The sequence below is a fragment of the Rhodanobacter sp. B04 genome (genome assembly GCF_002001125.1).
Lineage (GTDB): Bacteria > Pseudomonadota > Gammaproteobacteria > Xanthomonadales > Rhodanobacteraceae > Rhodanobacter.
The window spans coordinates 180,570-206,426 of the sequence record NZ_MUNV01000011.1; the positions used below are offsets into that span (position 1 = coordinate 180,570).

Consider the following 25,857-nt stretch of genomic DNA (forward strand, 5'->3'; position numbering starts at 1 on the left):
TTGCCGGACCGGCAAAGAACGCAATTATCGCGCAAACGCGGAGTCGTCGCTAACCGCTCGGCCGGTTCCGGCTGCGTGAGCGAGCCTGGTGGCGGCATGGGTTCAGGCAGGTAGACTGCGGCATGGGCAACGGCGGTCGCGGTGCTGGTTCGCCGCCTAGCATGGGCGCAGGGTCCGTTATGCACAAACGTATTTGATGACATGCAGCATTCGATGATTTCGATGGCCCTCGCCGCCGTCTCGCTGCGCGATCTCGCGCTGGTGCAGGCGGTGCATCGCCATGGCAGTTTCAACAGCGCCGCACGGGCCATGCACATCAGCCCGTCCGGGCTGTCGCACCAGGTGCAGAAGGTGGAACAGGCATTGGGTGCGCCGCTGTTCGAACGTGGCGGGCGCCGCATCGTGCCGACCGCCGGCGGCCAGCGCTTGCTGCAGCAGATCGACGCCGTGCTCGCCGCGGGCGAACACCTGCAACAGGTCGCCCGTGCCGGTACGGTCGCCTTCGGTGGCGAGTTGCGGCTCGGCGTGCCGGCGTCGCTCGGACCCTATCTGCTGCCGCATCTGATCGCGCCGTTTCCGCAGCATTTTCCGGGGGCCCGGTTGAGCCTGTCCGAAGGCAAGCCGCGCGGCCTGCTGCGCCGCCTGCACGAGGGTGAGCTCGATGCGGTGCTGGCGCCGCCGACGCCAGCGGCCAGCGGCATCGCAATGCGGCCGCTGTTTGCCGAACCGTGGGAGCTGATGCTGCGTGCCGATCATCCGCTGGCCGGCCAGAGCAGCATCGCGCTGGACCAGCTCGATCCGGCCGAGGCCACCTTGATGGCCGAGAGTCATGCCGATGGCCTCGATGGCGATGGCGGCGAGCATGGCCATGTGCAGGATGTCAGCCTGGAAAGCCTCGCCGCGCTGGTCAGCCTGCGTGGCGGCTACGCGCTGGTGCCCGCGCTGGCGCACGAGCGGCTGGCCTCGATGCCCAACATCGTGCTGGCCAAGCTGAAAGGGCAGGCGCCGGGCAGGGAGATCGCGTTGTACTGGCGTGACGCCTCGCCGTGGCACGACGACCTGCAGGCGTTTGCCGAACTGCTGCGCAAGCTGGCACGGCAGCGGCCGGGTTTGCGCGTGATGGGCGCGAAGGCAAAAACCGCCACGCCATGACCGCACAGCAGAAGGCCGCCTTGCGGCGGCCTTCCGTTTCATCATGAGGCGACGACTCAGCCGCGCGAGGCGCGCTTGCGGTCGTTCTCGGTGAGGTGCTTCTTGCGCAGGCGGATTTCCTTCGGGGTGACCTCGACCAGCTCGTCGTCGTCGATGAAGTCGAGTGCCTGTTCCAGCGTGAACTTGATCGCCGGGGTCAGCTGGATCGCATCGTCCTTGCCCGAGGCGCGCATGTTGGTCAGCGGCTTGGGCTTGATCACGTTGACGGTCAGGTCGTTGTCCTTGGCGTGGATGCCGACCAGCTGGCCTTCATACACGTTGTCGCCTTCGGCGGCGAACAGCTTGCCGCGATCCTGCAGCGGCCCCAGCGAATAGGCGGGGGTGGTGCCGCCGGCGTTGGCGATCATCACGCCGTTGAGGCGCTTGGCGATCTGGCCGTCTTCCTTCGGACCGTAATGGTCGAACACGTGGAACAGCAGGCCGGAACCCTGGGTCAGGGTCTTGAACTGGTTCTGGAAGCCGATCAGGCCACGCGCCGGGATCTCGTAATCCAGACGCACGCGACCCTTGCCGTCGGACTCCATGTTCTTCAGCTGGCCCTTGCGCACGCCGAGCCTTTCCATCACGGCGCCCTGGTGGACTTCCTCCACGTCGACCACCAACTGCTCGATCGGCTCCATCTTCTGGCCGTCGATCTCCTTGATGATCACTTCCGGGCGCGATACGGCCAGCTCGTAGCCTTCGCGGCGCATGTTCTCGATCAGCACCGACAGATGCAGCTCGCCACGGCCGGAGACCAGGAACTTGTCGGCGTCGGAACCTTCCTCGACCTTCAGCGCCACGTTGTGCACCTGCTCGCGATCCAGGCGTTCACGCAGCTGGCGGCTGGTGAGGAACTTGCCGCCGGACAGATCCTTGTTGCCGGCGAACGGCGAGTTGTTGACCTGGAAGGTCATCGAGATCGTCGGCTCGTCCACGGTCAGCGCCGGCAGCGCTTCCGGGGTATCCAGCGCGCAGACGGTGTCGGAGATGGTCAGGTCGGCGATACCCGAGATCGCGACGATGTCGCCAGCCTCGGCGCTGTCCTGCTCGATCCGCTCCAGGCCCAGGAAGCCAAGCACCTGCATCACCTTGCCCTGGCGCTTCTTGCCATGGCGATCAACCACGGAGACCGGCATGCCCTTCTTCAAGGTGCCGCGCTGGATGCGTCCGATGCCGATCACGCCGACAAAGTTGTTGTAGTCGAGCTGGCTGATGCGCATCTGGAACGGACCGTCCGGATCCACGTCCGGCTTGCTCACGTGCTGCATGATCGCTTCGTACAGCGGGGTCATGTCGCCTTCGCGCACGCTGTCGTCGAGGCTGGCGTAGCCGTTCAGCGCCGAGGCGTAGACGATCGGGAAGTCCATCTGCTCCGGCGTGGCGCCGAGGCGGTCGAACAGATCCCACACCTGCTCAACGACCCATTCCGGACGCGAGCCCGGACGGTCGACCTTGTTGATCACCACGATCGGCTTGAAGCCCATCGCGAAGGCCTTCTGCGTCACGAAGCGGGTCTGCGGCATCGGGCCGTCCATCGCGTCGACCAGGATCAGCACCGAGTCGACCATCGACAGCACGCGCTCCACTTCGCCGCCGAAGTCCGCGTGTCCCGGCGTGTCGACGATGTTGATGCGGTTGCCCTGCCAGGTGATGGCGGTGTTCTTGGCCAGGATGGTGATGCCGCGCTCCTTTTCCTGGTCGTTCGAGTCCATCACGCGTTCGGCCAGCACGGTGCGCTCGTTGAGCGTGCCGGATTGCTTCAGCAGGCAATCGACGAGAGTGGTCTTGCCGTGGTCGACGTGGGCGACGATGGCAATATTGCGCAGTTTTTCGATGGACATGGGATCGACTCGGGTGGCGCTTGGAGCCACCACGTGGGTTAACAGAAGGATTAACCCGAGGATTATACGTACTTATGTGACGACTTGCCTGCATTGCTCGAAAACAGGTTCAGGCAGCTGCAACGAACGAACCGCCCGGGACGCAGCATCCGGGCCAGGCAGACCCGTCGGCTGGGGCGGAAATTGGGGTGGTCGGCGGGCGCGGGCGTTGCCGATACGCGCCCGCGCCCGCCGACGGTGTTACTTCAGCAAGCCTACTTGGTCGGCAGCGGTCAGCAACAACAGCTGATAGTGGCCATAGGGGTAGTCGAAACTGGAGTTCTCGCCCGGAATCGTCGAGGTATGTACGCCATCAACGAGGCAGGTGCCCGTGGCGCAGTTGATTTCGTCGCTCCATGATTTCATCGAATACATGCGCACGCCGAAGCGATGCCCGGCAATGCCCAGCAGGAACGGACTGTGCACCGACAATCCGTAGTAGCCGCAGGTTGCGTTGGCGACGTTGAACGGATACATGCCACACGACCACAGCCCGTGCACGGCACCAGCGATCCCAATGAACACGTCGACTTTGCTGGCGACGCCCAGCTTGTCGATTTCACGCATGGCCAAAGTGACCCCCATCGAGTGGCCGATCACATCAATGTGCCCGCTGCAGGAGGTGGCGATGGCACTGGTGATTGCATCGGCCACCGGAGTCTCCTCGCTGCCGTTGTGGTCGTTGCAGGCGGCACAGAAAGCGTTGCCCCAGGCCGGCGCGATGATCTGTGCATCGCTCCAGCCGCTTTGGCGCAGCAGGTTGTAAGTGTTCTGGAAATCGGTAGGGCTGCCGGTATTGCCGTGCACCATCACCACGGTGTCATGGCAGGCGGCATGCAGCGCCATGACCGGCATGAACAGCAACAGGGCCAGCAGCCCCAGGATGCAGGTTTTGATCGACATCGCTCGTATCTCCCTTTGCTTCACGACGATTCCGTTTGCACGGAATCAGGAGAGCCGCACGGAAAGCCGGGCAGCTCCGGATCGGGCTGGCGTCGTCAACCGGCGTTTCGCCGGTCGGGGGAGCGACGTCGTGGTGCCGCTTCAGACGGCTAGATCAGGCCGGTCAGGTAGTAAGCCGCGATCACCATCAGCACCGCCAGCGTCTTGATCGCGGTGATCGCGAAGATGTCCCGGTAGGACTGCCGATGGGTCAGTCCGGTCACCGCCAGCAGGGTGATCACCGCGCCGTTGTGCGGCAGCGTGTCCATGCCGCCGGAGGCCATCGCGGCGACCCGGTGCATCACCTCCAGCGGGATCCCGGCCGCATGCGCATTAGCGATGAAGGTGTCGGCCATCGCCGCCAGCGCGATGCCCATGCCGCCGGAGGCCGAACCGGTGATGCCGGCCAGCGCGGTCACGGTGACGGCTTCGTTGACCAGCGGGTTCGGGATCGCATGCAGCGCGTCGGCGACCACCTTGAAACCGGGCAGCGCGGCGATCACCGCGCCGAAGCCGTATTCCGAGGCGGTATTCATCGAGGCCAGCAAGGCACCCCCGACCGCCGCCTTGCTGCCATCGGCAAACTGCCGGATCACCGGTCGCCAGGCGAACGCCAGCACGCACAGGATGCCGACCAGCAGCGCCCCTTCCACCGCCCAGATCGCGGCGATCTTGGCCACTTCCTGTACCACCGGTTTGGCGTCGCCCACCACGCTGGGCAGGAACGACTGGGTTTCGCCGTAGACACGCGGAACGAGATCGGTGAACAGTTTGTTGCAGACGCCGACCAGCACCAGCGGCAGCAACGCGATCAGCGGGTGGGCGAGTCTGGCGTCATCGAACGGCACCGGTTCGTTGAGCAGGTTGTCGCCATAACCTTCGCCCGCGGCGGCGGCCTTGCGCCGACGCGATTCCAGATAGGCCATGCCCACGATCAGGATGAACACCGCGCCGATCGTGCCCAGCCACGGCGCCGCCCAGGCGTTGGTGCCGAAAAACGCGGTGGGGATGATGTTCTGTATCTGCGGCGTGCCCGGCAGCGAATCCATGGTGAAGGTGAAGGCGCCCAGGGCGATCGTGCCGGGGATCAGCCGCTTCGGGATGTTGCTGGCGCGGAACAGTTCGGCCGCGAACGGATACACCGCGAACACCACCACGAACAGCGACACGCCGCCGTAGGTGAGCAGCGCGCACACCAGCACGATGGAGAGAATCGCGCGGCTGCGCCCGACCAGGCCGATGGTGGCGGCGACGATCGCCTTGGAGAAGCCGGACAGCTCGATCAGCTTGCCGAACACCGCGCCGAGCATGAACACCGGGAAGTACAGCTTGAGGAAGCCGACCATCTTGTCCATGAACAGGCCGGTGAACATCGGCGCGACCAGCGCCGGTTCGGTCAGCAGCACCGCGCCGAGCGCGGCGATCGGCGCGAACAGGATCACGCTGTAGCCGCGATACGCCGCGAACATCAGGAAACACAGCGCGGCCAGCACGATCAGGAAAGCCATCCTTGCGGATCCTCGGGAGACTAGGTCGGAATCGACGAGGGCCGAGTATCGGCGCGGGCCGGCCGCGCGGGCACTGTACGAAGGTACAAGTGTCGTGCCGGTGCCGGCTGCCTACTCTTCGTCGCATCAGCATCCATCGTCGATGGCTGCGTCACTGCCTGCATCCTTCAGCGATGGATGCGCCAAGTCGAAAGGGGAAGTCATGAAGCGCACGTATCTGAGTCTGGCGATTGGTCTGGCGACGACGGGCCTGCTGTTTGCCGCACCGCTGTATGCCCAGCAAAGCAGCGACAGCAGCACCACGGCCGAGCAGGGCAAGCCGGCCAATGCCAAGCAGCTCGGCCAGGTCACGGTGACCGCGCGCAAACGTGCGGAGACCCTGCAGGACGTGCCGATCGCGGTGAGCGCGTTCACCGCCGACTCGCTGTACACGCAGAATGTGCAGAACCTCGCCGACCTGCAGGGCAAGGTGCCTTCGCTGCAGATCTATGCGGCACGCGGCTCCAACACCACGCTTACCGCCTATATCCGCGGCATCGGCCAGGCCGACCCGACCTGGGGCTTCGATCCGGCGGTCGGCATCTATCTCGACGATGTCTACATGGCCCGCCCGCAGGGCGCCGTGCTCGACGTGTTCGATGTCAGCCGCATCGAGGTATTGCGCGGCCCGCAGGGCAGCCTGTACGGCAAGAACACCATCGGCGGCGCGATCAAGTACGTGTCGGCGCCGTTGCCGACCAAGACCGAAGGCTCGGTGGAGGTGACCGGCGGCACCCACGGCGAGAAGGACATCAAGGCCAACGTGGGCGGCGCCAGTGCCGACGGCGTGTGGCGCGGCCGCGTGGCCTATGCCAGCGAACACAACGACGGTTTCGGCACCGATCTGCTCAGCGGCAGCCGCAACGGCAACAAGAACACCAACTCCGCGCGCGCCACGCTCGGTTTCTTCCCGTCGAGCACTTTCAATGCCCAATTGTCGGTGGACGGCGTGCGCGACAACTCCAATCCGCGCGGCGCGAAGATGCTCGTCGCGAACATGTTCGACCCGGCGTATGCGCCGCTTTCCAGCGACTACGACACCCGCAGCGGCATGGCCCAGGTCAACCACACCAAACTTTACGGCACTTCGCTCACGATGAACTGGATCGCCAGCCAGGACTGGACGTTGAAGTCGGTGACCGCCGTGCGTGGCTCGTCGACCGACACGAACATCGACTTCGATACCTTGCCGGAGAAGATCGCGGACGTCAGCGCGATCTACAAGGACCACCAGTTCAGCCAGGAGCTGCAGGCCAACTATGACTCAGGCAGCACCGTGCATGGCGTCGCCGGCCTGTACTACTTCAATGGTTCCGCCGACGGCGAGATCCACAATATCTTTCTGGGTTCGCCGCCTTACAGCACGCTGGGCTACTCGCAATACGGCAGCACCGGCGGCAGCATCAGCACGCGCAGCCTGGCAGCCTACGGCGACTTCACCTGGGACATCAGTCCGAGCCTGAGCCTCGACGTGGGTGCGCGCTTCACGCGCGAGACCAAGAGTGCGGTCATCCAGAACTACGGCTTTGCCAACGAGAGCTTCACCACGCCGATCGCGGTACTGGCCAATTTCACCGGTTCGCACACCTCGAACAATGCCTCGCCCAAGGTCTCGCTGGACTGGAGCCTCAACGACAACGTCAAGCTCTACGGCAGCTACAGCACCGGCTTCCACTCCGGCGGCTACAACATCCGTGCGAACTGCGCAGCCATTCCTTCCTCGTGTCGGCCGATCGAGGACGAGAAGGTGCAGTCGTTCGAGCTGGGCAGCAAGATGACCTTCCTCGACGACGCGCTGATGATGAACACGGCGCTGTTCCACAACATCTATTCGAACATCCAGCTGTCGGTGTTCACCTCCTACACCTTGCCGAATGGCAGCCAGGGTTTCTTCGGCGACTTCACCAATGCCGGCAAGGGCCATATCGACGGGCTGGAAGAGGAGTTCGCCTGGAAGCCGGCGGAGAACTGGACCCTCAGCGGCAACTTCGCCTGGATGCACACCAAGTACACCCAGTTCCTCAGCGGTGGCGTCAACGTCGCCGACCAGCAGAAATTCACCAACGCGCCGAAGTTCTCCGGTGCCCTGTCGCTGGAGAACACGCACCCGCTGGCCAATGGCGGCAGCCTCACAGCGCGCCTCAATTACACCTACCAGAGCATGGTGTATCCGGAGACCACGCTGTCGCCGCTGATCGCGCAGCCGGCCTACGGCCTGTGGAACGCTGGCCTGATCTGGCAGATCAATGCACCGTGGACGTTGAGCCTGCAGGGCACCAACCTGGCCAACAAGTCGTATCGCACCACCGGCTACAACATCGCGGCGCTGGGCATCGTCACCGGCTACTACGGCGCTCCGCGCATGGTGACCCTCAGCGCGCGGTACGCGTTCTGAGCGGTCAAGCCTGATGATGGCGCGCTCATGCCATGCCATGGAGGCATCGCATGGGCACGCTGCATACTCGGTACGTGCTGTTGTCGAACCATGGAGATCGTCGATGCCGTTGAAAACCTGGATCCGTCCGTTCGGCCTGTCGCTGCTGCTGGCCAGCGGCAGCGCCTGTGCGGCCCAACCGACAGGTTCCCTGCCGAAGCTGAAGCTCGATCCCGCGCGGGTCGCCGTGGTCGGGCTTTCGTCCGGCGCCTATATGGCGACGCAAGCGCAGCTGGCCTATCCGGAGCTGTTCCCGAACGCGGCGCTGGTTGCCGGTGGGCCTTACGGTTGCGCTGGCGGCAAGCTCGAAGTTGCGCTGGGCAGTTGCATGAAGGGCGTGCCGGCACCGGATGTGGGCGCACTGGTGGCGAGCGCCACCAAGCGTGCCGCCGCTGGTGAGATCGGTCCGTTGAAGGATCTCGCGCATGCGCACGTCTACCTGTTGCACGGCAGCGCCGATGCGCTGGTGGCGCCGGCAGTGGCGGAGGCGGGTGCGCATTTCTACGGGCAACTGCGTGACACCACGGCAGGCCTGAGCGGCATGCAGGTGCATGACGATGGCCGGCGCGCGTTCGCGCACAACCTGCCGGTGGCGGCGAACGGCGACGATTGCGACAAGTCGGTGTCGCCGTATCTCGGCCATTGCGGCTTCGATGCGGCCGGTGAAATCTTCGCGCAGATGTTCGGCAAGCCGGCCCATGCGGCGGCGCAGGCACACGGCGAACTGCGCGCATTCGACCAGGATGCCCTGCGCCCCGGGGGTGCCGACGCGTTACTGGCCAAGACCGGTTACGTCTATCTGCCACCGGACTGCCTCGCGGGCAAGCCGTGCGGTCTGGTGGTCGCGTTCCATGGCTGCAAGCAAAACGCCGACGCGGTGGGCGAGGCCTTCGTGAAAGACGCCGGCTTCAATCGCTGGGCCGATGTCTATGATGTGGCCGTGCTATATCCTCAGACCCGCGCAAGTTTCGCGCCCTTGAATCCGCAAGCATGCTGGGACTGGTGGGGATATTCCGGAGCCGACTACGACAGCCGCCAGGGCGTGCAGTTGCGCTGGCTGGTGGACGCGGTGCGTGCGCTTGGATTGCCAACTGGGCACTGATGCCAGTTTCTGCTCCTCCCCCTGCGACTGAAGGGAGTCCCTTCTTCGGGGCATGCAAGGGGAAGGAGCGTGACCTAGGAAACCTCCCATGCTGAGCGCAGGGCTGATCGCCGTCGCCGCGCTGTGCTGGCTGGGCCTGCTGTTCGGCGTGGCGCTGCTGGGCGAACGTCGCCCACACCTTTTCGAGAAGCGCTGGGCGATGGTCTACGCGCTGTCGCTGGCGATCCACTGCACCTCGTGGACGTTCTACGGCACGGTGACCCAGGCCAGCCGCTCCGGCTGGTGGCTGCCGCCGACGTTTGTCGGGGCGATTCTGGTGTACCTGTTCGCGCTGAAATTCCTACGCCGTCTGGTGCAGCTGGTGCGCGAGTACAACGCCGGTTCGCTGGCCGACTTGATCGCGGTACGGCTGGGGCGGCATTCGGGGCTGGCCGCGCTGGTCACCGTGGTGGTGCTGATCGGCATCGTGCCGTATATCGCGCTGCAGCTGAAGGCGGTGGCGATGAGCTACGGCATCCTCAGCCACGGACAACTGTCCGAATCGGAGCCGTGGCAGGACAGTGCGCTGTATGTGGCGCTGCTGATGGCGCTGTTCGCGATGCTGTTCGGCACGCGGCGCGCCTCGACCATGGCGCACAACCGCGGGCTGGTGCTGGCGATGGCGTTTGAGTCGCTGTTCAAGCTCGGCGCGATGCTGGCGCTGGGCACGCTGCTGTTCGCCGCGTTGCCGGCGGGCTTGCCGGTCAACGTGCCGCCACCGCCGGACAGCAGCGGTTTCCCCGCGCTGATCCTGCTCGGGGCGCTGGCGATGTTCACCATGCCACACCAGTTCTATGCGGGCATCGTGGAGTGCCGCAACGACGGGCACCTGCGCAGCGCGCGCTGGCTGTTTCCGTTGTACCTGCTGCTGATCTCGCTGCCGATCCTGCCGCTGGCGCGGATGGGCGACGCATTGCTGGGGCCGAGCGGTGTGTCGTCGGACATGTACGTGCTGGCGCTGCCGATGGCGCGCGGCGAGCACGGCCTGGCGCTGATCGCCTTCCTCGGCGGCCTCAGTGCCGCCACCAGCATGGTGGTGATCGCCACGCTGACCTTGAGCCTGATGGTGGTCAATCACCTCATTGCACCGCTGCGGGTGAAGGCCGGCTGGGGTCGCGACGAACATGGCGATCTGCGCGGCGAGCTGCTGAACCACCGGCGCGTGGCGATCCTGGTGGTGATCCTGCTGGCGTGGGCGTACAGCCGCGTGCTGGCACGCAACGAGGCCCTGGCCGATATCGGTGCGATCTCGTTCTCCGCGCTGGCCGGGCTGACGCCCGCGCTGCTGGCCGCGGTGTACCGCCCGCAACTGGGTTCGCGCGCGGTGATGGCCGGGCTGGCGGCCGGCACGCTGGTGTGGACGTATGCGGTGCTGCCGTCGCTGTTGCCGGCGGCCTTGCCGTGGCTGCACGTGGGCCCGTTCGGCCTGCGCTGGCTGGCGCCGGACGACCTGCTCGGACTCGGCGACTGGAACCGGCTGGGGCGCGCGGTGGTGGTGAGTCTGGCGGCGAATGGCGCGGTGATGCTGGCGGTGGCCGGCTCGCGCTATGGCCGGGTCGCCCATGCGGTCAGCGTGGGCCATGTCGGTGTCACTGAGTTGCATGCGCTGGCGACGCGTTTCCTGCCGCCCGAACGGGTCGAGCATTTGTTCGCCAATGCGCCCCCGACCGGGTCCGCCGGCAGTGCGCGCGTGGCCGAGGTCGAGCACGAACTGGCCGCGGTGATCGGTGCCGCCTCGGCGCGGCTGCTGCTGGAGGTGGTGCACCGGCAGGGCCGCGACGATCTGGATACCGTCGTGGCCATCGTCGGCGAGGCGGCGCAGGACCTGCGCTTCAACCAGCGCGTGCTGGAGGCTGCACTGGAGAACATGAGCCAGGGCATCTGCGTGGTCGATGCCGAGCTGCAGCTGGTCGCCTGGAACAGTCCGTATGCGCGCCTGTTCAACTACCCGCCCGAACTGCTGCAGGTCGGCCGCTCGGTCGCCGAGCTGACCCGCTACAACATCAGCGCCGGCATGCTCGGTCCCGGCGAAGTCGAACAGCGCGTGCAGCAGCGGCTCACCCACATGCGTGCCGGCACCCGGCACCTGTCCGAACGGCGCTTCCCCGACGGCACCATCGTCGAGATCCGCGGCAACCCGATGCCCGGCGGCGGCTTCGTCGCCACCTTCACCGACGTCACCGCCTTCCGCCAGGCCGAAGGCTCGCTCAAGCGCGTCAATGAAACGCTCGAACTGCGGGTGGAGGAGCGCACCCGTGCGCTGGCCGCGGCCTCGGCGGAGGCGCAGGGCGCGAACGAGGCGAAGAGCCGCTTCCTCACCGCGGTAACCCACGACCTGATGCAGCCGCTGCATGCGGCACAGCTGTTCGCCCACTCGCTCACCGAGCGTGGCGCCGATGCCACCACCGCGCATCACCTCAATGGCGCACTGGCCGCCACCGAAGGCCTGCTCGCCGGCCTGCTCGACATCGCACGGCTGGAAGGCGGCCGCCTGCATCCGCAGCCGCGCGCGTTTCCGCTGGCCGAGGTGCTCGATCCGCTGGCTGCGGAATTCCGCGCCATCGCGCACGACCGTGGCGTGCGCTTCGACGTGGTCGGCACGCGCGCATGGGTGCGCTCCGATCCGCAACTGCTGCGCCGCGTGCTGCAGAACTTCCTGTCGAATGCGTTGCGGTATGCGGAGCACGGTCGCGTGCTGCTGGGTGTGCGTCGCTCCGGCCAGCAATTGCGTGTGGAAGTCTGGGATACCGGGCCGGGCATCGCGCCGGGCGAGCAGCAACTGATCTTCCAGGAATTCCGTCGCGGCAGCGCCGCCGGCGGGCAGGGACTTGGGCTGGGCCTGTCGATTGCGCAACGCATGGCTGGACTACTCGGTCATCCGCTCGGGCTGCGCTCGTGGCCGGGTCGCGGCAGCGTGTTCGACCTCAGCATGCCGATGGCACGTACCGCGATACGACTGCCGCCTGCTACCGATGCGCAGCAGTCATTGCCAGCCGGTCGTGCACTGGTGCTGGATAACGAACCGGCCGCACTCGCTGCGCTCAGCAGTCTGTTGACCAGCTGGGGTTGGCATGTGCACGCCGCACGCAATGCCGGGCAGGCGCTGGCGGCGCCGTGGCGGCCTGATCTGCATATTCTCGATTTCCACCTCGACGGCGGTACCACCGGTTTCGATGTTTGGCATCAGCTACGCGAACTGCATGCCGATGTGCCGACCGTGATGCTTACGGCGGATCGCGATGGAGAGTTGCGCCAGCGACTGCTCGATGCGGGTGTGGGGGTGTTGTACAAGCCGTTGAAGCCGCTGGCGCTGCGGCAGGTGTTGCAGCGAGTGGCTACGGGAACGATACGGGCGTGACGTGGTTTGCCCAAGTTGTTGCATCGACCGGTCGAGTCCGCCATCGAAAGCGGCCACAAGCCAATTACAGCCGATACCCATCATCGGGCATGACTAGAAGGTAGTAGCGCCTGGATCCTGGATATCGACATAACCTTGCGATCCTCTCAACCAACTCGCGCGGGCTCCCCAAGATCCAGCGACCGCAACAACATCCCCGCTTGCGTCCGATTCCTTACCCTGAGCTTCTCGAAGATCGCCGTCACATGCGCCTTCACCGTGCGCTCCTGGATCGCCAGGCGATCGGCGATCTGCTTGTTGAGCAGGCCTTCGGCGAGCAGCGTGAGGACGCGGGATTGCTGTTCGGTGAGGCGGGCGAGGCGACTGGCGAGGTCGGTATCGGCGGGATCGGCGTGCAAGGCCGCGACGGCGGCGGCAAGACAGGGCGGCAACCAGCTGCCGCAGTCGAGCACGCTGCGGATCGCTTCGCCGATCTCGGCGGGGCTGGCGCTCTTGGGAATGAAGCCGGCGGCGCCGTGATCGAGCACGCGGCGCACGATGCGCGGTTCGTCGTGGGCGGAGACCACCAGCACGGCCACGCCGGGATGCTGGCCGCGCAGCGTGGCCAGACCGGACAGGCCCTGGCTGCCGGGCATGTGCAGGTCGAGCAGCACCAGGTCGGTGTCCGGTTCGGCGGCCAGCGCGGCGAGTACGCCGGACAGGTCGGCGGCTTCGCGCACACGGCAGTCATGCAGGCTTTCGCTCGCGGCCAGGCGCAGCGCGGCGCGGAACAGCGGGTGGTCGTCGGCGATCAGCAGGCTCGTCATGCCGTGGACGTTAGCGGGCTGGAGCACCGCCGTCGAGGTCCACAGGTCACTGCTGTCATGCTGGACTTTCGTACGATGGCGGGTGCGTGCATGCTTGTTATGGTGGTGGGATGAAAAAATCCGCCGGCGTCTTCCCTCTGTTGGTCCTGCTCATGCTGTCGGCTTGCGCCGCTGGCCCTGTGTCCAAGGAACCCGTGATGCGTGATGTGGAGTACGGCGAAGTGCGGATGACCGATCATCGCGGCGGCGATGACTTGCTGAGTGCCGGCTTGGGGCTGGCCGGTCTGGCCAGCGTGCCGCTGCCGTTTGCCGATCCGCTGAATCCCACGGCGGAAGAGTTGCGCCGACGGGCGATCCAGACCAGCTGGAAGGGCATTGCCGATCTCGGCCCGCTGGGCGGTTACGGCACTGTGTATGGCGGCGTGCCGGACGTGCCTGGTCGCGAATACCAGGCGTTCGCACGCATCCCCGGTGCGCGCGCTCCGCATCGCGTGCTGCTGCAGGTGCCCGACCATTTCGACCGGCAGAAGCGCTGCCTGGTGGTGACCGCCTCGTCCGGTTCGCGCGGCATCTATGGCGCGATCGCGCTGGCCGGCGCCTGGGGCCTGCCGCATGGTTGCGCGGTGGCCTATACGGACAAGGGCACGGGCGCCGGCTATTTCGATTATGCCGACAACAGCGGCGTCGGGCTGGATGGCCGTCGCGCCAAGCGCGGTGAGGTGGAGCTGGAATTCCAGCCCACGCCAGCGCCACCGACGGCGGGCATCGCGGTGAAGCAGATGAACTCCGGCGACAACCCGGAGGCCGACTGGGGCCGGCATGTGATCCAGGCGGCGCAGTTCGGGCTGGCCATGCTCGATCGCGCGTTTCCCGCCGATGCGCCGTTCACCCCGCAGAACACCAAGATCATCGCCACCGGCCTGTCCAATGGCGGCGGTGCGGTGCTGCAGGCGGCCGGTCTCGACAAGGAACACTTTTTCGCCGGCGTGGTGGCGCTGGAGCCGAATGTGCATGTGCAGGGCCATGGCCGTGCGATGTACGACTACGCCACCGAGGCGGCGATCTGGCTGCCGTGTGCGTTGAGCGCCGAGCATTTCGCCAGCGTGCCGTTGGCGCGCGGGCCGCGGGGCGTGCCGCTGCCGGCCTGGCCGGTGCGCTGTGCCAGCCTGCGCGCGCAGGGCAAGCTGAGTGGCAACACGGTGGCCGAGCAGGCCGAACAGGCGCGGCAGTATCTGCATGCCCGCGGCTGGACGGACGAGGCGATGAGCACGGCCGCGAGTACCACCGCGTTCGACCTGTGGCGGGTGATCGCAGCCGGCTATGCCTCGTCGTATCTGCGCCGGGATGCCACCGACATGCCATGCGGTTTTCATTACGCCGCAGTCGATGCCAAGGGAGTCCCCAGCCCGATCGACCCTGCGGTGCGTGCGGCATGGTGGGCGGACGGTTCCGGTATTCCGCCGGGCAACGGTATCGGCTTGCTCGGCGGCACCAGTGTCTCGACCGATCCCACCCTGATCGGCAGCGAATGCCTGCGCGCGCTGTGGACCGGGGACGATCACGAGTCGCAGGCCTTGCACGCTTCCATTGCCGCCACCGTGGTCAAGTTGCCGCGCAGCGATCTGCCGCTATGGGTCGTGCACGGTGCCGGCGACGGCTTGCTGCCCACCGCCTTCAGCTCCGAACCCTATGTGGCGTGGTTGCGCGATGAGGGGCGCCAGCCGATCTACTGGAAGGTGCCGCATGCGCAGCACTTCGATGCCTTCCTGGCATTGCCCGGTTTCGGTGACCGACACGTGCCGCTGCTGCCTTATGGCTATACGGCGCTGGATCGTCTGTGGGCGCATCTTTACGACGGAGCGGTCTGGCCGGCCGAGGTACCTGTTCCGGCAGCCCAGCCGCGTGGTGCGGGTACGCTGGAGCGCCAGGTGCTGGGCCTGCCGTAGCGGCTCCGCTGCCGTTCGCCTCCGGCGTAGGCAGCCGGGGCGGCGCCGAAGGTTTGTCTTTCGACGGCATTGCGCTGTGTTGCAGGCGCGCGATGAGGCGGTGCCGGTCGTGAAAGTCATGGCCGCTGATTCACATGCCCCGCTGGAGTATTCTTGGCAACCCTCGTGCCCGTGCCGGCGCACGATGCCGCTATCGAACTCAAGGATTTGCGATGACCATCAACGTCACCTTCACCACCAACCGTGGCCCGATCCACCTGCGTCTGCATGAGGACAAGGCACCGGTCACCGTGGCCAGTTTCGTCAACCTGGCCAAGCGCGGCTATTACGACGGTTTGTCGTTCCATCGCGTGATCGCCGACTTCATGATCCAGGGCGGTTGCCCCGAGGGCAGCGGTCGCGGCGGCCCGGGCTACAAGTTCGAGGACGAATTCAACGCGTCGCTGCGTCACGACAAGCCGGGCGTGCTGTCGATGGCCAACGCCGGTCCGCGCACCAACGGCAGCCAGTTCTTCATCACCCATGGCGCCACGCCGTGGCTGGACGGCAAGCACAGCGTGTTCGGCGAAGTCGTCGATGCCGCTGACATGGCCGTGGTCAACGCGATCCAGCAGGGCGACGTGATCGAGAAGGTCACCGTGGAGGGCGACGTCGATGCGCTGCTCGCCGCGCAGTCCGATCGCGTGAAGGATTGGAACGCGGTGCTCGACCAGCGCGGTTGAGGCTCCGTCAGCCGATTCGCAGGAAACCGCCGGCCCTCAGCCGGCGGTTTCTTTTGTGGGGCGATGTCATGACAAATGCCGATTTGCGCGCCTATGATCGGCTGGCTTCATGCCCATTCATTCAACGAAGGAGAACGACCATGTCATTCCTCGATGGTTTGCTCGGAGGACAGGGGCAACAGGCCGGTGCGGGTTCGCTGATTGGCGTGGCTGGCCAACTGATCCAGCAGGCCGGCGGCGTGCAGGGGTTGACCAACATGCTGCAACAGCATGGGTTGGGCGATGCAGTGCAGTCGTGGGTCGGCAGCGGCGCGAATCAGGCGGTGTCGGGCGACCAGCTGGGCCAGGCATTGCAGAACGGCGGCCTCGGCGCGGTGGTGCAGGAAGCGGCCGGGAAGCTGGGCGTGGACCCGGGCCAGTTGCTCGGCCAGCTCTCGCAGGTGCTGCCGCATGCGGTCGATCACCTGACGCCGGACGGCCAGGTGCCGGAAGCCGGGCAGGGGGGCGGTTTCAATCTGGGCATGCTCGAAGGTCTTGCCGGCAAGCTGCTCGGCAGCCAGGCCTGAGGTCGGACTCCTGAAAACGAATCGGCGGGGCATGGCCCCGCCGATTTTCGTGCATGTTGCCGCGAGGCCGGCGGTGCTGTGCCGGTCGGCGGCGACAGTTACATGTGGAATACGTAACGCAACACCAGCAGCAGGATGATGGCGCCGATGATGGACATCAGAAAGCCTGCAGGATGGAATTTGGCGCCGGGATCCGGCCGCTTGATCATGTTGCCGATCAAACCGCCTATCAGCGAACCCACGATACCGACACCAGCTGTCATCCAGAAGCCCATGTGATCCGCACCGGGAAGAATTGCCCGGGCGATCAGGCCCACGAAGAAACCGACGATGATGGACCAAATCAGGTGGAACATGGGTACCTACCTCCTTGGGTTGTTTTTTGGAATGAATCACTGCCACCGGTGATCGGCTACACGTAACGAGGCGGCGCCCGCATCATGCAACGGCTGCGTCGGGAAGCACCATAGGCATTTGATCGCGCAAGCTTTTACGACCCTGCCGAATGCCGCATCGCCGCATGCTAAAATTCACGGGTTTGCTGACCTCATCCCCCTGACGTCGAGGAACCCATGCCCCAGCTTGCCCAGCGTGTCGGCCGCGCCAAACCCAGCGCGATCATGGTGATTGCCGAGAAGGCGAAGCAGCTCAAGGCTGCCGGCCGCGACATCATCAGCTTCTCGATCGGCGTGCCGAACTTCCTGCCCGGCGAGCATGTGTACGCCGCGGCGCGCGAGGCGCTGTCGCACGACTCCGGCCAGTACGGCAGCAACCGCGGTGCGGAGCCGCTGCTGGATGCGTTCCTGCAGCACATCGAGGCGTTGGGCTTCAGCGGTTACGGCCGCATGAACCTCTCGATCGGCATCGGCGCCAAGCAAGTGCTGTACAACCTGGCCGAGGCGTTGCTCAACGAAGGCGACGAGATCTGTTTCGCGGCGCCGTACTGGACCACTTATCACGACATCGCCGATATCGTCGGCGCGAAGGTCAACGTGCTGCATTGCGGCGCGGCGCAGAACTACAAGCTGACGCCGGCCCAGCTCGACGCGGCGCTGGCGCGCAAGCCGAAAGTGTTCCTGTTCAACAATCCGTCCAATCCCACCGGCATGGTCTACACGCACGACGAGATCGCTGCGCTGGCCGAGGTGCTGGTGAAGCATCCGGATACCTGGATCGTCACCGACGACATCTACAACTCGATGGTGTTCGACGGCATCGGCTATCACAACTTCGTGTTCGCTCGGCCCGAGCTTCGCGAGCGGCTGGTCTTCGTCGATTCGGTCTCCAAGACCTACGGCATGCCCGGCTGGCGCGTCGGCCTGATCGCGGGTCCGGAGTCGGTGGCCAAGGCGGTCACCACGCTCAATTCCAATCACATCACCAGCATTCCGGAAGTGATCACGGCGGCGGCGGTGGCTGCGTTCTCCGGTCCGCAGGACATCCCGCAGGCGAAGTGCGCCGAATTCGCCGGCAAGCGCGACATCGTGGTCGCCGCGCTCAGCGCGATACCGGGCGTGGTCTGCCCGCGACCGCAGGGCGCGTTCTACGCGTTCCCGGATATCTCCGTCGCGTTCGGCAAGAGCCACAACGGCGTGAAGATCGACAGCGATGTGGAGTTCTGCGCCGCGTTGCTTGAAGCGAAGGGCGTAGCCTGCGTGCCGGGCTCGGCGTTCGGCGAGCCGCGCGCCATGCGCATTTCCTATACCTGTCCCACGGCACAGTTGGCGCCAGGCCTAGCGCGTATCGCCGAGTTCTTCGCCGAACTGAGCTGAGTGATTGTTCCGGCCCGCATCGCAGGATGCGGGCCTTTCAAGTTTTGCACCCCCAAGGAGTTGCCATAATGAAAGCCCCCGTTCGAGTTGCCGTTACCGGCGCCGCCGGCCAGATCGGTTATGCCTTGCTGTTCCGCATCGCCGCTGGCGACATGCTGGGCAAGGACCAGCCGGTGATCCTGCATCTGCTGGAAATCACCCCGGCGCTGCCCGCGCTGCAGGGCGTGGTGATGGAACTCAATGACTGCGCATTCCCGACCTTGGCCGGCATCGTCGCCACCGACGACCTCAATGTCGCGTTCAAGGACGTCGACTATGCGCTGCTGGTCGGCGCGCGCCCGCGCGGCCCGGGCATGGAGCGCAAGGATCTGCTGGAAGCCAACGGCGCCATCTTCGGCCCGCAGGGCAAGGCGCTGAACGACCACGCCAAGCGTGACGTGCGCGTGCTGGTGGTCGGTAACCCGGCCAACACGAACTCGCTGATCGCCCAGCAGAATGCACCGGACCTGGATCCGAAGTGCTTCACCGCGATGGTCCGCCTCGACCACAACCGCGCGCTGAGCCAGCTCGCCGAAAAGACCGGCAAGCATAACACCGACATCAAGAAGATGACGATCTGGGGCAACCACAGCTCCACCCAGTACCCGGACCTGCACCACGCCACGGTGGACGGCAAGGCGGCGCTGTCGCTGGTCGACCAGGCCTGGTACGAGAGCGATTTCATCCCCACCGTGCAGCAGCGCGGCGCGGCGATCATCAAGGCGCGCGGCGCTTCCTCGGCGGCTTCCGCTGCCTCGGCCGCGGTCGACCACATGCGCTCGTGGGCGCTGGGTACGGCCGAGGGCGACTGGGTCTCGATGGGCATCCCGTCCGATGGTTCCTACGGCATCGCGCCGGGTGTGATCTACGGCTACCCGGTGACGGTGAAGAACGGCAAGTACGAGATCGTGCAGGGCCTGGCGATCAACGACTTCTCGCGCGCCCGCATGGACGCTACCGACAAGGAACTGCGCGAAGAGCGCGCCGGCGTCGAGCATCTGTTCGCGAAGAAGTAAGCGTCACCATTTCATCGTGGATCGAAGAGGGCGGCTACTGTGCCGCCTTCTTCGTTTGACGATCCATCCGGCTCATTCCGATCAAGCCGATCAAGCGGCGATCGCTTCCTTTTCGGCGTTCGTTGCCATTGGGCTGCGAATCAGATGGTCGAACGCGCTCAGTGCAGCAGTGGAACCGGCACCCATTGCGATGACGATCTGCTTGTAGGGCACCGTGGTGGCGTCGCCAGCGGCGAATACGCCCGGCAACGAAGTCTGGCCGCGTTCGTCGATGACGATTTCGCCGCGTGGAGACAGCTCCAGCGTACCTTTCAGCCACTCGGTGTTGGGCAGCAGGCCGATCTGCACGAAGATGCCTTCCAGCTCTATCGTGTGCATGTCACCGTTGACGCGATCCTTGTAGACCAGCCCGCTGACCTTCTGGCCATCGCCCAGCACTTCGGTGCTTTGCGCGCTGACGAGGATGTCGACGTTCGGCAGGCTGCGCAGCTTGCGCTGCAGGACTTCGTCCGCACGCAGCTTGCTGTCGAACTCGACCATGGTGACATGACTGGTGATACCAGCGAGGTCGATCGCCGCCTCGACGCCGGAGTTGCCGCCGCCGATCACCGCCACGCGCTTGCCCTTGAACAGCGGGCCGTCGCAATGCGGGCAGTAGGCCACCCCCTTGTTGCGGTACTCGTCTTCGCCGGGCACGTTCATCTGCCGCCAGCGGGCGCCGGTGGACAGGATCACCGTCTTCGATTTCAGCGTGGCGCCGTTGGCCAGGCGCACTTCGATCAGGCCACCGGTTTCCGTCGCCGGCAGCAGTTTTTCCGCACGCTGCAGGTTCATGACGTCGACGTCGTAATCCTTGACGTGCTGTTCCAGCGCGGTGGCCAGCTTCGGGCCTTCGGTATGCGAGACGGAAACGAAGTTCTCGATCGCCATGGTGTCCAGCACCTGGCCGCCGAAACGTTCGGCCGCCACGCCGGTGCGGATGCCCTTGCGTGCGGCATAGATCGCTGCCGCCGAGCCGGCCGGGCCGCCGCCGACCACGAGTACATCGAACGCGTCCTTGGTCTTGAGTTTTTCGGCTTCGCGCTTTGCGGCGCCTGTGTCGAGCCTGGCTAGGATCTGTTCCAGGCTCATGCGGCCCTGGTCGAACACTTCGCCGTTGAGATAGACGGTCGGCACTGACATCACCTGGCGTGCATCGACCTCGTCCTGGTACAGCGCGCCGTCGATGGCGACGTGCTGGATCTTCGGATTCAGCACGCTCATCAGGTTCAGCGCCTGCACCACGTCGGGGCAGTTCTGGCAGGACAGCGAAAAATAGGTTTCGAAACGATAGTCGCCATCGAGGTTCTGCACCTGCTCGATCACGTCCGTAGCAGTCTTGGACGGATGTCCGCCGACCTGCAGCAGGGCGAGCACGAGCGAGGTGAATTCGTGGCCCATCGGGATGCCGGCGAAACGCACGCCGATATCACTGCCGACGCGGTTGATCGCGAACGACGGCTTGCGCTCGTTGTCATCGCGGCGCACCAGGTTGATCCGGTCAGACAGCGCGGCGATCTCCCCGAGCAGCTCGTTCAGCTCAAGCGACTTGGCACTGTCGTCCAGCGACGCAACGATCTCGATCGGCTGCGTGACCTTTTCCAGATAGGCCTTCAACTGGGCTGTGAGATTGGCATCCAACATGGGCGAGCTCTCCGTCAATGGGTTTCTTCAGGGTGTACGTGACGAGCACCCGGGCGGACCCGGGCGTCGTCATTGCACTGTGTTCCGGTAATCCGGACCCGGAAGAACTCCGGGTCCGTGGCGCATGGCGCGCGGTGTCGCTTAGATCTTGCCGACCAGGTCGAGCGACGGCGCGAGGGTCTTCTCGCCTTCCTTCCACTTGGCCGGGCAGACTTCGCCCGGATGAGCGGCGACGTACTGGGCAGCCTTGACCTTGCGCAGCAGCTCCTTGGCGTCACGGCCGATGCCGCCGGCAGTGATCTCGACGATCTGGATCTTGCCCGCTGGATCGATCACGAAGGTGCCGCGATCGGCCAGGCCCGCTTCCTCGATCATCACGCCGAAGTTGCGGCTGATCGTGCCGGTCGGATCGCCGACCATCGTGTAGTTGATCTTCTTCACCGCATCGGAGGTGTCGTGCCAGGCCTTGTGCGCGAAATGGGTGTCGGTGGAGACCGAGTAGATCTCGACGCCCAGCTTCTGGAACTCGGCGTAGTTGTCAGCCAGGTCTTCCAGCTCGGTCGGGCAGACGAAGGTGAAGTCTGCCGGGTAGAAAAACACGACGGACCACTTGCCCTTCAGGTCGGCATCGGAAACTTCAATGAACTGGCCGCTCTTGAGCGCCTGCGCCTTGAACGGTTTGATTTCGGTGTTGATCAGCGACATCGTGGGTTTTCCCGTGGTGGTTGAAAGTGAAGCGTGAGGATAGGGGGCTCAGGACGATTAATCTAATTGATTATAAGCATTGCTTCGATTGTTTTTGGCTATCGTCGTGGGCCGGGTCGGTGGCATCGGGCCGGTTGTTCGTGCCCCGCGTGGCGTGCATGTGCAAACCGTCGTCAGGATGATCGACTCATGGCGGCACACCGCGCGTGGGGCGGCGCGTCGCAGTGCGCTAAAATGCCCGTTTTGACGGAGGCGATATGACACAGTCCGCATCCCCCGGCGCGCGCTTTCGTGCCGCCGTTGCCGAGGAACAGCCGCTGCAGGTCGTTGGCGCCATCACGGCTTACGCCGCACGGATGGCGCAGCGTACCGGCTTCAAGGCGATCTACCTGTCTGGCGGTGGCGTGGCCGCGAATTCGCTGGGCATGCCCGACCTGGGCATCAGCACGATGGAAGACGTGCTCACCGACATCCGCCGCATCACCGACGTCTGCGACCTGCCGCTGCTGGTCGACGTGGATACCGGCTGGGGCGGTGCGTTCAACATCGCGCGCACCGTGCGTTCGCTGATCAAGGCGGGTGCCGGCGCCTTGCATATCGAGGACCAGGTCGCGGCGAAGCGTTGTGGCCATCGTCCAGGCAAGGCGATCGTGTCGAAGGACGAGATGGTCGACCGGGTAAAGGCGGCGGTGGACGCGCGCAGCGACGGGCAGTTCGTGATCATGGCGCGTACCGATTCCATCGCGGTGGAGGGTCTGGAGTCGGCGATCGAGCGTGCGCAGGCCTGCGTCGAAGCCGGTGCCGACATGATCTTCCCCGAGGCGATCTACACCCTGGAGCAGTACCGCCAGTTCAAGGCGGCAGTGAAGGTGCCGATCCTCGCCAACATCACCGAATTCGGCCAGACCCCGTTGTTCACCCGCGAGGAGCTGGCCAGTGCGAACGTCGACATCATCCTGTACTGCTGCGGCGCGTACCGGGCGATGAACAAGGCGGCGCTGAACTTCTACGAGACAGTGCGCCGTGACGGCACGCAGAAGGCCGCCGTGCCGACCATGCAGACGCGCGAAGAGCTTTACGACTACCTCGGTTACCACGGCTACGAGAAAAAGCTCGACGAGCTGTTCGCCGGTGGCAAGGAAAGCTGAGTGCGGCGGTTGCCGAGGGTGTTGCCGTATTCCATGGCTGCCTTTCGTCCGATCGGCAGCCTCTGATTTCGAACTGGCGGCCATGTGCGATGCGCATGTGCCGTCTCGCTGGGTTGATGGAGAAATCGCATGACTGAACAAGTTCTTCCCAAGGCCAAGAAATCCGTCGCGCTGTCAGGCGTGGCGGCAGGCAATACCGCGCTGTGCACGGTCGGCCGTAGCGGCAATGATCTGCATTACCGCGGCTACGACATCCACGACCTGGCCGCCAAGGGCTGCTTCGAGGAAGTGGCCTACCTGCTGGTGCACGGCGTGCTGCCGAACTGGACCGAGCTGAACAACTACCGCGCGCGCCTGAAGCGCCTGCGTGGCCTGCCGGCGCCGGTGAAGAGCGCGCTGGAGCTGCTGCCTGCCGCGACGCATCCGATGGACGTGCTGCGCACCGGCTGCTCCGTGCTCGGCACCGTGCTGCCGGAGAAGGACGACCACAACGTCACCGGCGCGCGCGAGATCGCCGACCGCCTGATGGCCAGCTTCGGCTCGATGCTGCTGTACTGGTATCACTTCAGCCACAACGGCAAGCGCATCGAGACGCAGACCGACGACGAATCGATCGCGGCGCACTTCCTGCATCTCCTGCACGGCAAGAAACCGAGCGAGCTGCACGCGCATGCGCTGGACAAGTCGCTGGTGCTGTACGCGGAGCACGAGTTCAACGCCTCGACCTTCACTGCACGCGTCATCGCCGGCACCGGCTCGGACATGTACTCGGCGCTCACCGGCGCGATCGGTGCGCTGCGCGGCCCGAAGCATGGCGGCGCCAACGAGGTGGCGATGGAGATCATCGCGCGCTACCGCAATGCCGCCGATGCGGAGGCGGATATCCGCGCCCGCGTCGAGCGCAAGGAAATCATCATCGGTTTCGGCCATCCGGTGTACACCGTGTCCGATCCGCGCAACGAGATCATCAAGGAAGTCTCGCGCAAGCTGTGCACCGAGGGCGGCAACCCGACCTTGTTCGATGTTTCCGAGCGCATCGAGAAATTGATGTGGGACCAGAAGAAAATGTTCCCGAACCTCGACTGGTTCTCGGCCAGTGCGTATCACATGATGGGCGTGCCGACCGCGATGTTCACGCCGCTGTTCGTGATCGCGCGCACCTCCGGCTGGAGCGCGCACGTGATCGAGCAGCGCGAGGACGGCAAGATCATCCGTCCGAGCGCGAACTACACCGGTCCGGAGGATCTGGCCTACGCGCCGATCGACAAGCGCTGAACCATCAGTTTCGCTGTGAACCGAAAGAGGTGGCCTTCGGCTCCCTCTTTCGGTTTTGCGATGGGCCTGTGTCGTTCAGTGCGCTCAGATGCCTTCGGCATGCATGGCGGCCTTGACTCCGGGATCGGCATGCATGCGATGGACAAAGCGTTCGAGGTGGTCGAGTCCGTTCAGATCGACGGCCTTGGCTCTGGCCCAGCGCTGCACCACGAACAGGTAAGGATCGGCGATCGAGCGCGTGCCGGCGAGCCAGTCCCGGTTTGCCAGCTGCGTGTCCAGGCGTTCAAAGTAGCTGTGCAGCTTGGCTCGCGCGGTCGTCTGCAATGCGGCATGCTGCGCCGGATCGGCAATGAAGCGCTCGGGCCGGAACAACGGCTTGAACGCGGGATGCACGTCGGAGTTTAGGAAGCCCAGCCAGCGGTTGATCTCGGCGCGACGGCGAGGAGTGCCGTCGCCGCCCAGCCCGGACTTCGCGAAGCAGTCGGCAAGGTAGTTGAGGATCGCGACGTTTTCGGTCAGTACCCAGCCGTCGTCATCGACCAGCGCGGGTACCACGCCATCGGGATTGATCTTCAGGTATTCCGGGGAGCGCAGCGCGGCGCGCGGGACTTCCTCGATCTGGTAAGGCTGTCCGATCCACTCCAGCACGATATGGGCAGCCAACGAACAGACGCCGGGCATGTAGTAAAGCTTCATGGGTGATTCCGCGCAGGGGAGGGCATGGCAGTGTGGCGTGTCGACACGTGACCACTCAAGCAGAACCATCGCGTGAGGCATGCAGCGCCGATCTGGCCCGGCTGGCGCGTAGTGCGACCCACCAGCCGCCGCCGCAGATGCCGATCACCAGCGCACCGTCCACGACGTATTTCAGCCAGCCATGGCCATCGAACCAGCCAGCCACCCAGCGGTCATGCGTGATCATCCGGCTGGCGGTAAAGGCGATGGCGCCAGCCCCGACGTACATGATGACCGGAAAGCGGCCGATCAGTTTCAGAATCAGCGTGGAACCCCAGACCACCAGCGGCACGCTGATCAGCAGGCCTAGGATGACCAGCCCAAGATGCCCGCTCGACGCGCCGGCGATGGCCAGCACATTGTCCAACCCCATCAGGGCATCGGCGACGATGATCGTGCGCAGTGCACTCCAGAACGTGGCGGCGGCACTGATCGCGGGATCGTGGCTGTCGTCATGACGCAGCAGTTTCCACGCGATCGGCAGCAGCAACAGGCCACCGGCCAGCATGAGCCCGGGCAGCCTGAGCAGGTAGACCACCACCGCGGTCAACGCAAAACGGACAGAGACGGCACCGAACGTGCCCCAGAACACCGCCTTTTTCTGCATTGCCTTGGGCAGGCGGCTGGCCGCCATGGCGATGACGATGGCGTTGTCGCCGGCCAGCACCAGGTCGAGCAGGATGATGGTCAGCAGGTCGGAGACGAAATCGGCGTCGAGGAGGTTCATGCGTAAGTCCATGCGCGTCAGACAATGCGGTGTGCACGGGCGCGCGTAGCCCGTGTCCACCGCAAAAGTCTCGTTCGCAGCATGACTGCCGAGGTGACCGGAGCGAAGCGTCGCTCGTGTTGACGATCACCACACCGATACAGGCGAGCCTGCGTCGGGAACTACTCCCTTCTGGGGTAATCGCCGGATTGTCTGCTGCGTCGTGGTCGCGGTCAAGCTGG

The 25,857-nt window shown here is 65.2% G+C and carries 20 protein-coding genes; 11 read left to right on the plus strand and 9 right to left on the minus strand.

Translation table 11 applies throughout. The annotated features are described in order from the left end of the window. Positions 1-201: 201 nt before the first annotated feature. Entirely contained in the window at positions 202-1,152 is a 951-nt protein-coding gene (locus B0E46_RS10220; RefSeq protein ID WP_077555673.1) for a LysR family transcriptional regulator, read from the plus strand. A 56-nt stretch (positions 1,153-1,208) separates the two neighbouring features. Here B0E46_RS10220 and typA read toward each other — a convergent pair whose 3' ends face one another. From typA to B0E46_RS10235, 3 genes are all read right to left on the minus strand, one after another. Beyond that, entirely contained in the window at positions 1,209-3,035 is a 1,827-nt protein-coding gene (gene typA / locus B0E46_RS10225; RefSeq protein WP_077555674.1) for a translational GTPase TypA, read from the minus strand. Positions 3,036-3,275: 240 nt separating this feature from the next. Further along, positions 3,276-3,977: a lipase gene (locus B0E46_RS10230; protein WP_077555675.1), complete on the minus strand. Its 702-nt coding sequence runs from the start codon at positions 3,975-3,977 to the stop codon at positions 3,276-3,278. A gap of 149 nt (positions 3,978-4,126) precedes the next feature. Then, positions 4,127-5,524, minus strand: a complete 1,398-nt coding sequence (locus B0E46_RS10235) for a GntP family permease (RefSeq protein ID WP_077555676.1) — start codon at positions 5,522-5,524, stop codon at positions 4,127-4,129. Between the two features lie 202 nt (positions 5,525-5,726). Here B0E46_RS10235 and B0E46_RS10240 point away from each other — a divergent pair, with 202 nt between their 5' ends. The 3 genes from B0E46_RS10240 to B0E46_RS10250 all read left to right on the plus strand — a co-directional run bounded on the left by B0E46_RS10240 (position 5,727) and on the right by B0E46_RS10250 (position 12,496). Continuing rightward, a complete protein-coding gene (locus B0E46_RS10240) occupies positions 5,727-7,958 on the plus strand; it encodes a TonB-dependent receptor (RefSeq protein ID WP_077555677.1) in 2,232 nt (743 codons plus the stop codon). Between the two features lie 103 nt (positions 7,959-8,061). Next, entirely contained in the window at positions 8,062-9,099 is a 1,038-nt protein-coding gene (locus tag B0E46_RS10245; protein WP_077555678.1) for a PHB depolymerase family esterase, read from the plus strand. An 88-nt stretch (positions 9,100-9,187) separates the two neighbouring features. After that, positions 9,188-12,496: a PAS domain-containing hybrid sensor histidine kinase/response regulator gene (locus B0E46_RS10250; RefSeq protein WP_077555679.1), complete on the plus strand. Its 3,309-nt coding sequence runs from the start codon at positions 9,188-9,190 to the stop codon at positions 12,494-12,496. 146 nt (positions 12,497-12,642) lie between these two features. On the opposite strand, the gene B0E46_RS10255 is transcribed toward B0E46_RS10250, so the two are convergent. Next, on the minus strand, positions 12,643-13,302 hold the full coding sequence (locus B0E46_RS10255; RefSeq protein WP_077555680.1) for a response regulator transcription factor: 660 nt from the start codon (positions 13,300-13,302) through the stop codon (positions 12,643-12,645). A 197-nt stretch (positions 13,303-13,499) separates the two neighbouring features. On the opposite strand from B0E46_RS10255, the gene B0E46_RS10260 reads away from it, so the two are divergent. The 3 genes from B0E46_RS10260 to B0E46_RS10270 all read left to right on the plus strand — a co-directional run bounded on the left by B0E46_RS10260 (position 13,500) and on the right by B0E46_RS10270 (position 16,536). Then, entirely contained in the window at positions 13,500-15,248 is a 1,749-nt protein-coding gene (locus B0E46_RS10260) for a 3-hydroxybutyrate oligomer hydrolase family protein (RefSeq protein WP_077555815.1), read from the plus strand. A 212-nt stretch (positions 15,249-15,460) separates the two neighbouring features. After that, the gene (locus B0E46_RS10265; protein WP_077555681.1) at positions 15,461-15,970 is read left to right on the plus strand and encodes a peptidylprolyl isomerase; all 510 of its coding nucleotides are present in this window, start codon (positions 15,461-15,463) and stop codon (positions 15,968-15,970) included. A 140-nt stretch (positions 15,971-16,110) separates the two neighbouring features. Next, positions 16,111-16,536 (plus strand): YidB family protein, encoded by a 426-nt coding sequence (locus tag B0E46_RS10270; RefSeq protein WP_077555682.1) that lies wholly within the window; start codon positions 16,111-16,113, stop codon positions 16,534-16,536. Positions 16,537-16,634: 98 nt separating this feature from the next. Here the strand turns inward: B0E46_RS10270 and B0E46_RS10275 are convergent, their stop codons facing one another. Further along, positions 16,635-16,892 (minus strand): GlsB/YeaQ/YmgE family stress response membrane protein, encoded by a 258-nt coding sequence (locus B0E46_RS10275; protein WP_077555683.1) that lies wholly within the window; start codon positions 16,890-16,892, stop codon positions 16,635-16,637. 216 nt (positions 16,893-17,108) lie between these two features. Here B0E46_RS10275 and B0E46_RS10280 point away from each other — a divergent pair, with 216 nt between their 5' ends. Both B0E46_RS10280 and B0E46_RS10285 read left to right on the plus strand, forming a co-directional pair. After that, entirely contained in the window at positions 17,109-18,308 is a 1,200-nt protein-coding gene (locus B0E46_RS10280; protein ID WP_077555684.1) for a pyridoxal phosphate-dependent aminotransferase, read from the plus strand. Positions 18,309-18,376: 68 nt separating this feature from the next. Next, on the plus strand, positions 18,377-19,363 hold the full coding sequence (locus tag B0E46_RS10285) for a malate dehydrogenase (RefSeq protein WP_077555685.1): 987 nt from the start codon (positions 18,377-18,379) through the stop codon (positions 19,361-19,363). 90 nt (positions 19,364-19,453) lie between these two features. Here the strand turns inward: B0E46_RS10285 and ahpF are convergent, their stop codons facing one another. Both ahpF and ahpC read right to left on the minus strand, forming a co-directional pair. Beyond that, a complete protein-coding gene (ahpF, locus tag B0E46_RS10290; protein WP_077555686.1) occupies positions 19,454-21,046 on the minus strand; it encodes an alkyl hydroperoxide reductase subunit F in 1,593 nt (530 codons plus the stop codon). A gap of 141 nt (positions 21,047-21,187) precedes the next feature. Continuing rightward, entirely contained in the window at positions 21,188-21,751 is a 564-nt protein-coding gene (ahpC, locus tag B0E46_RS10295; RefSeq protein ID WP_077555687.1) for an alkyl hydroperoxide reductase subunit C, read from the minus strand. Positions 21,752-22,008: 257 nt separating this feature from the next. On the opposite strand from ahpC, the gene prpB reads away from it, so the two are divergent. After that, positions 22,009-22,899: a methylisocitrate lyase gene (gene prpB, locus B0E46_RS10300; protein WP_077555688.1), complete on the plus strand. Its 891-nt coding sequence runs from the start codon at positions 22,009-22,011 to the stop codon at positions 22,897-22,899. 129 nt (positions 22,900-23,028) lie between these two features. Further along, positions 23,029-24,174: a 2-methylcitrate synthase gene (prpC, locus tag B0E46_RS10305; protein ID WP_077555689.1), complete on the plus strand. Its 1,146-nt coding sequence runs from the start codon at positions 23,029-23,031 to the stop codon at positions 24,172-24,174. Between the two features lie 84 nt (positions 24,175-24,258). Here the strand turns inward: prpC and B0E46_RS10310 are convergent, their stop codons facing one another. Next, entirely contained in the window at positions 24,259-24,870 is a 612-nt protein-coding gene (locus B0E46_RS10310; protein WP_077555690.1) for a glutathione S-transferase N-terminal domain-containing protein, read from the minus strand. A 55-nt stretch (positions 24,871-24,925) separates the two neighbouring features. Next, entirely contained in the window at positions 24,926-25,636 is a 711-nt protein-coding gene (locus B0E46_RS10315) for a TerC family protein (RefSeq protein ID WP_077555691.1), read from the minus strand. Positions 25,637-25,857 lie beyond the last annotated feature (221 nt).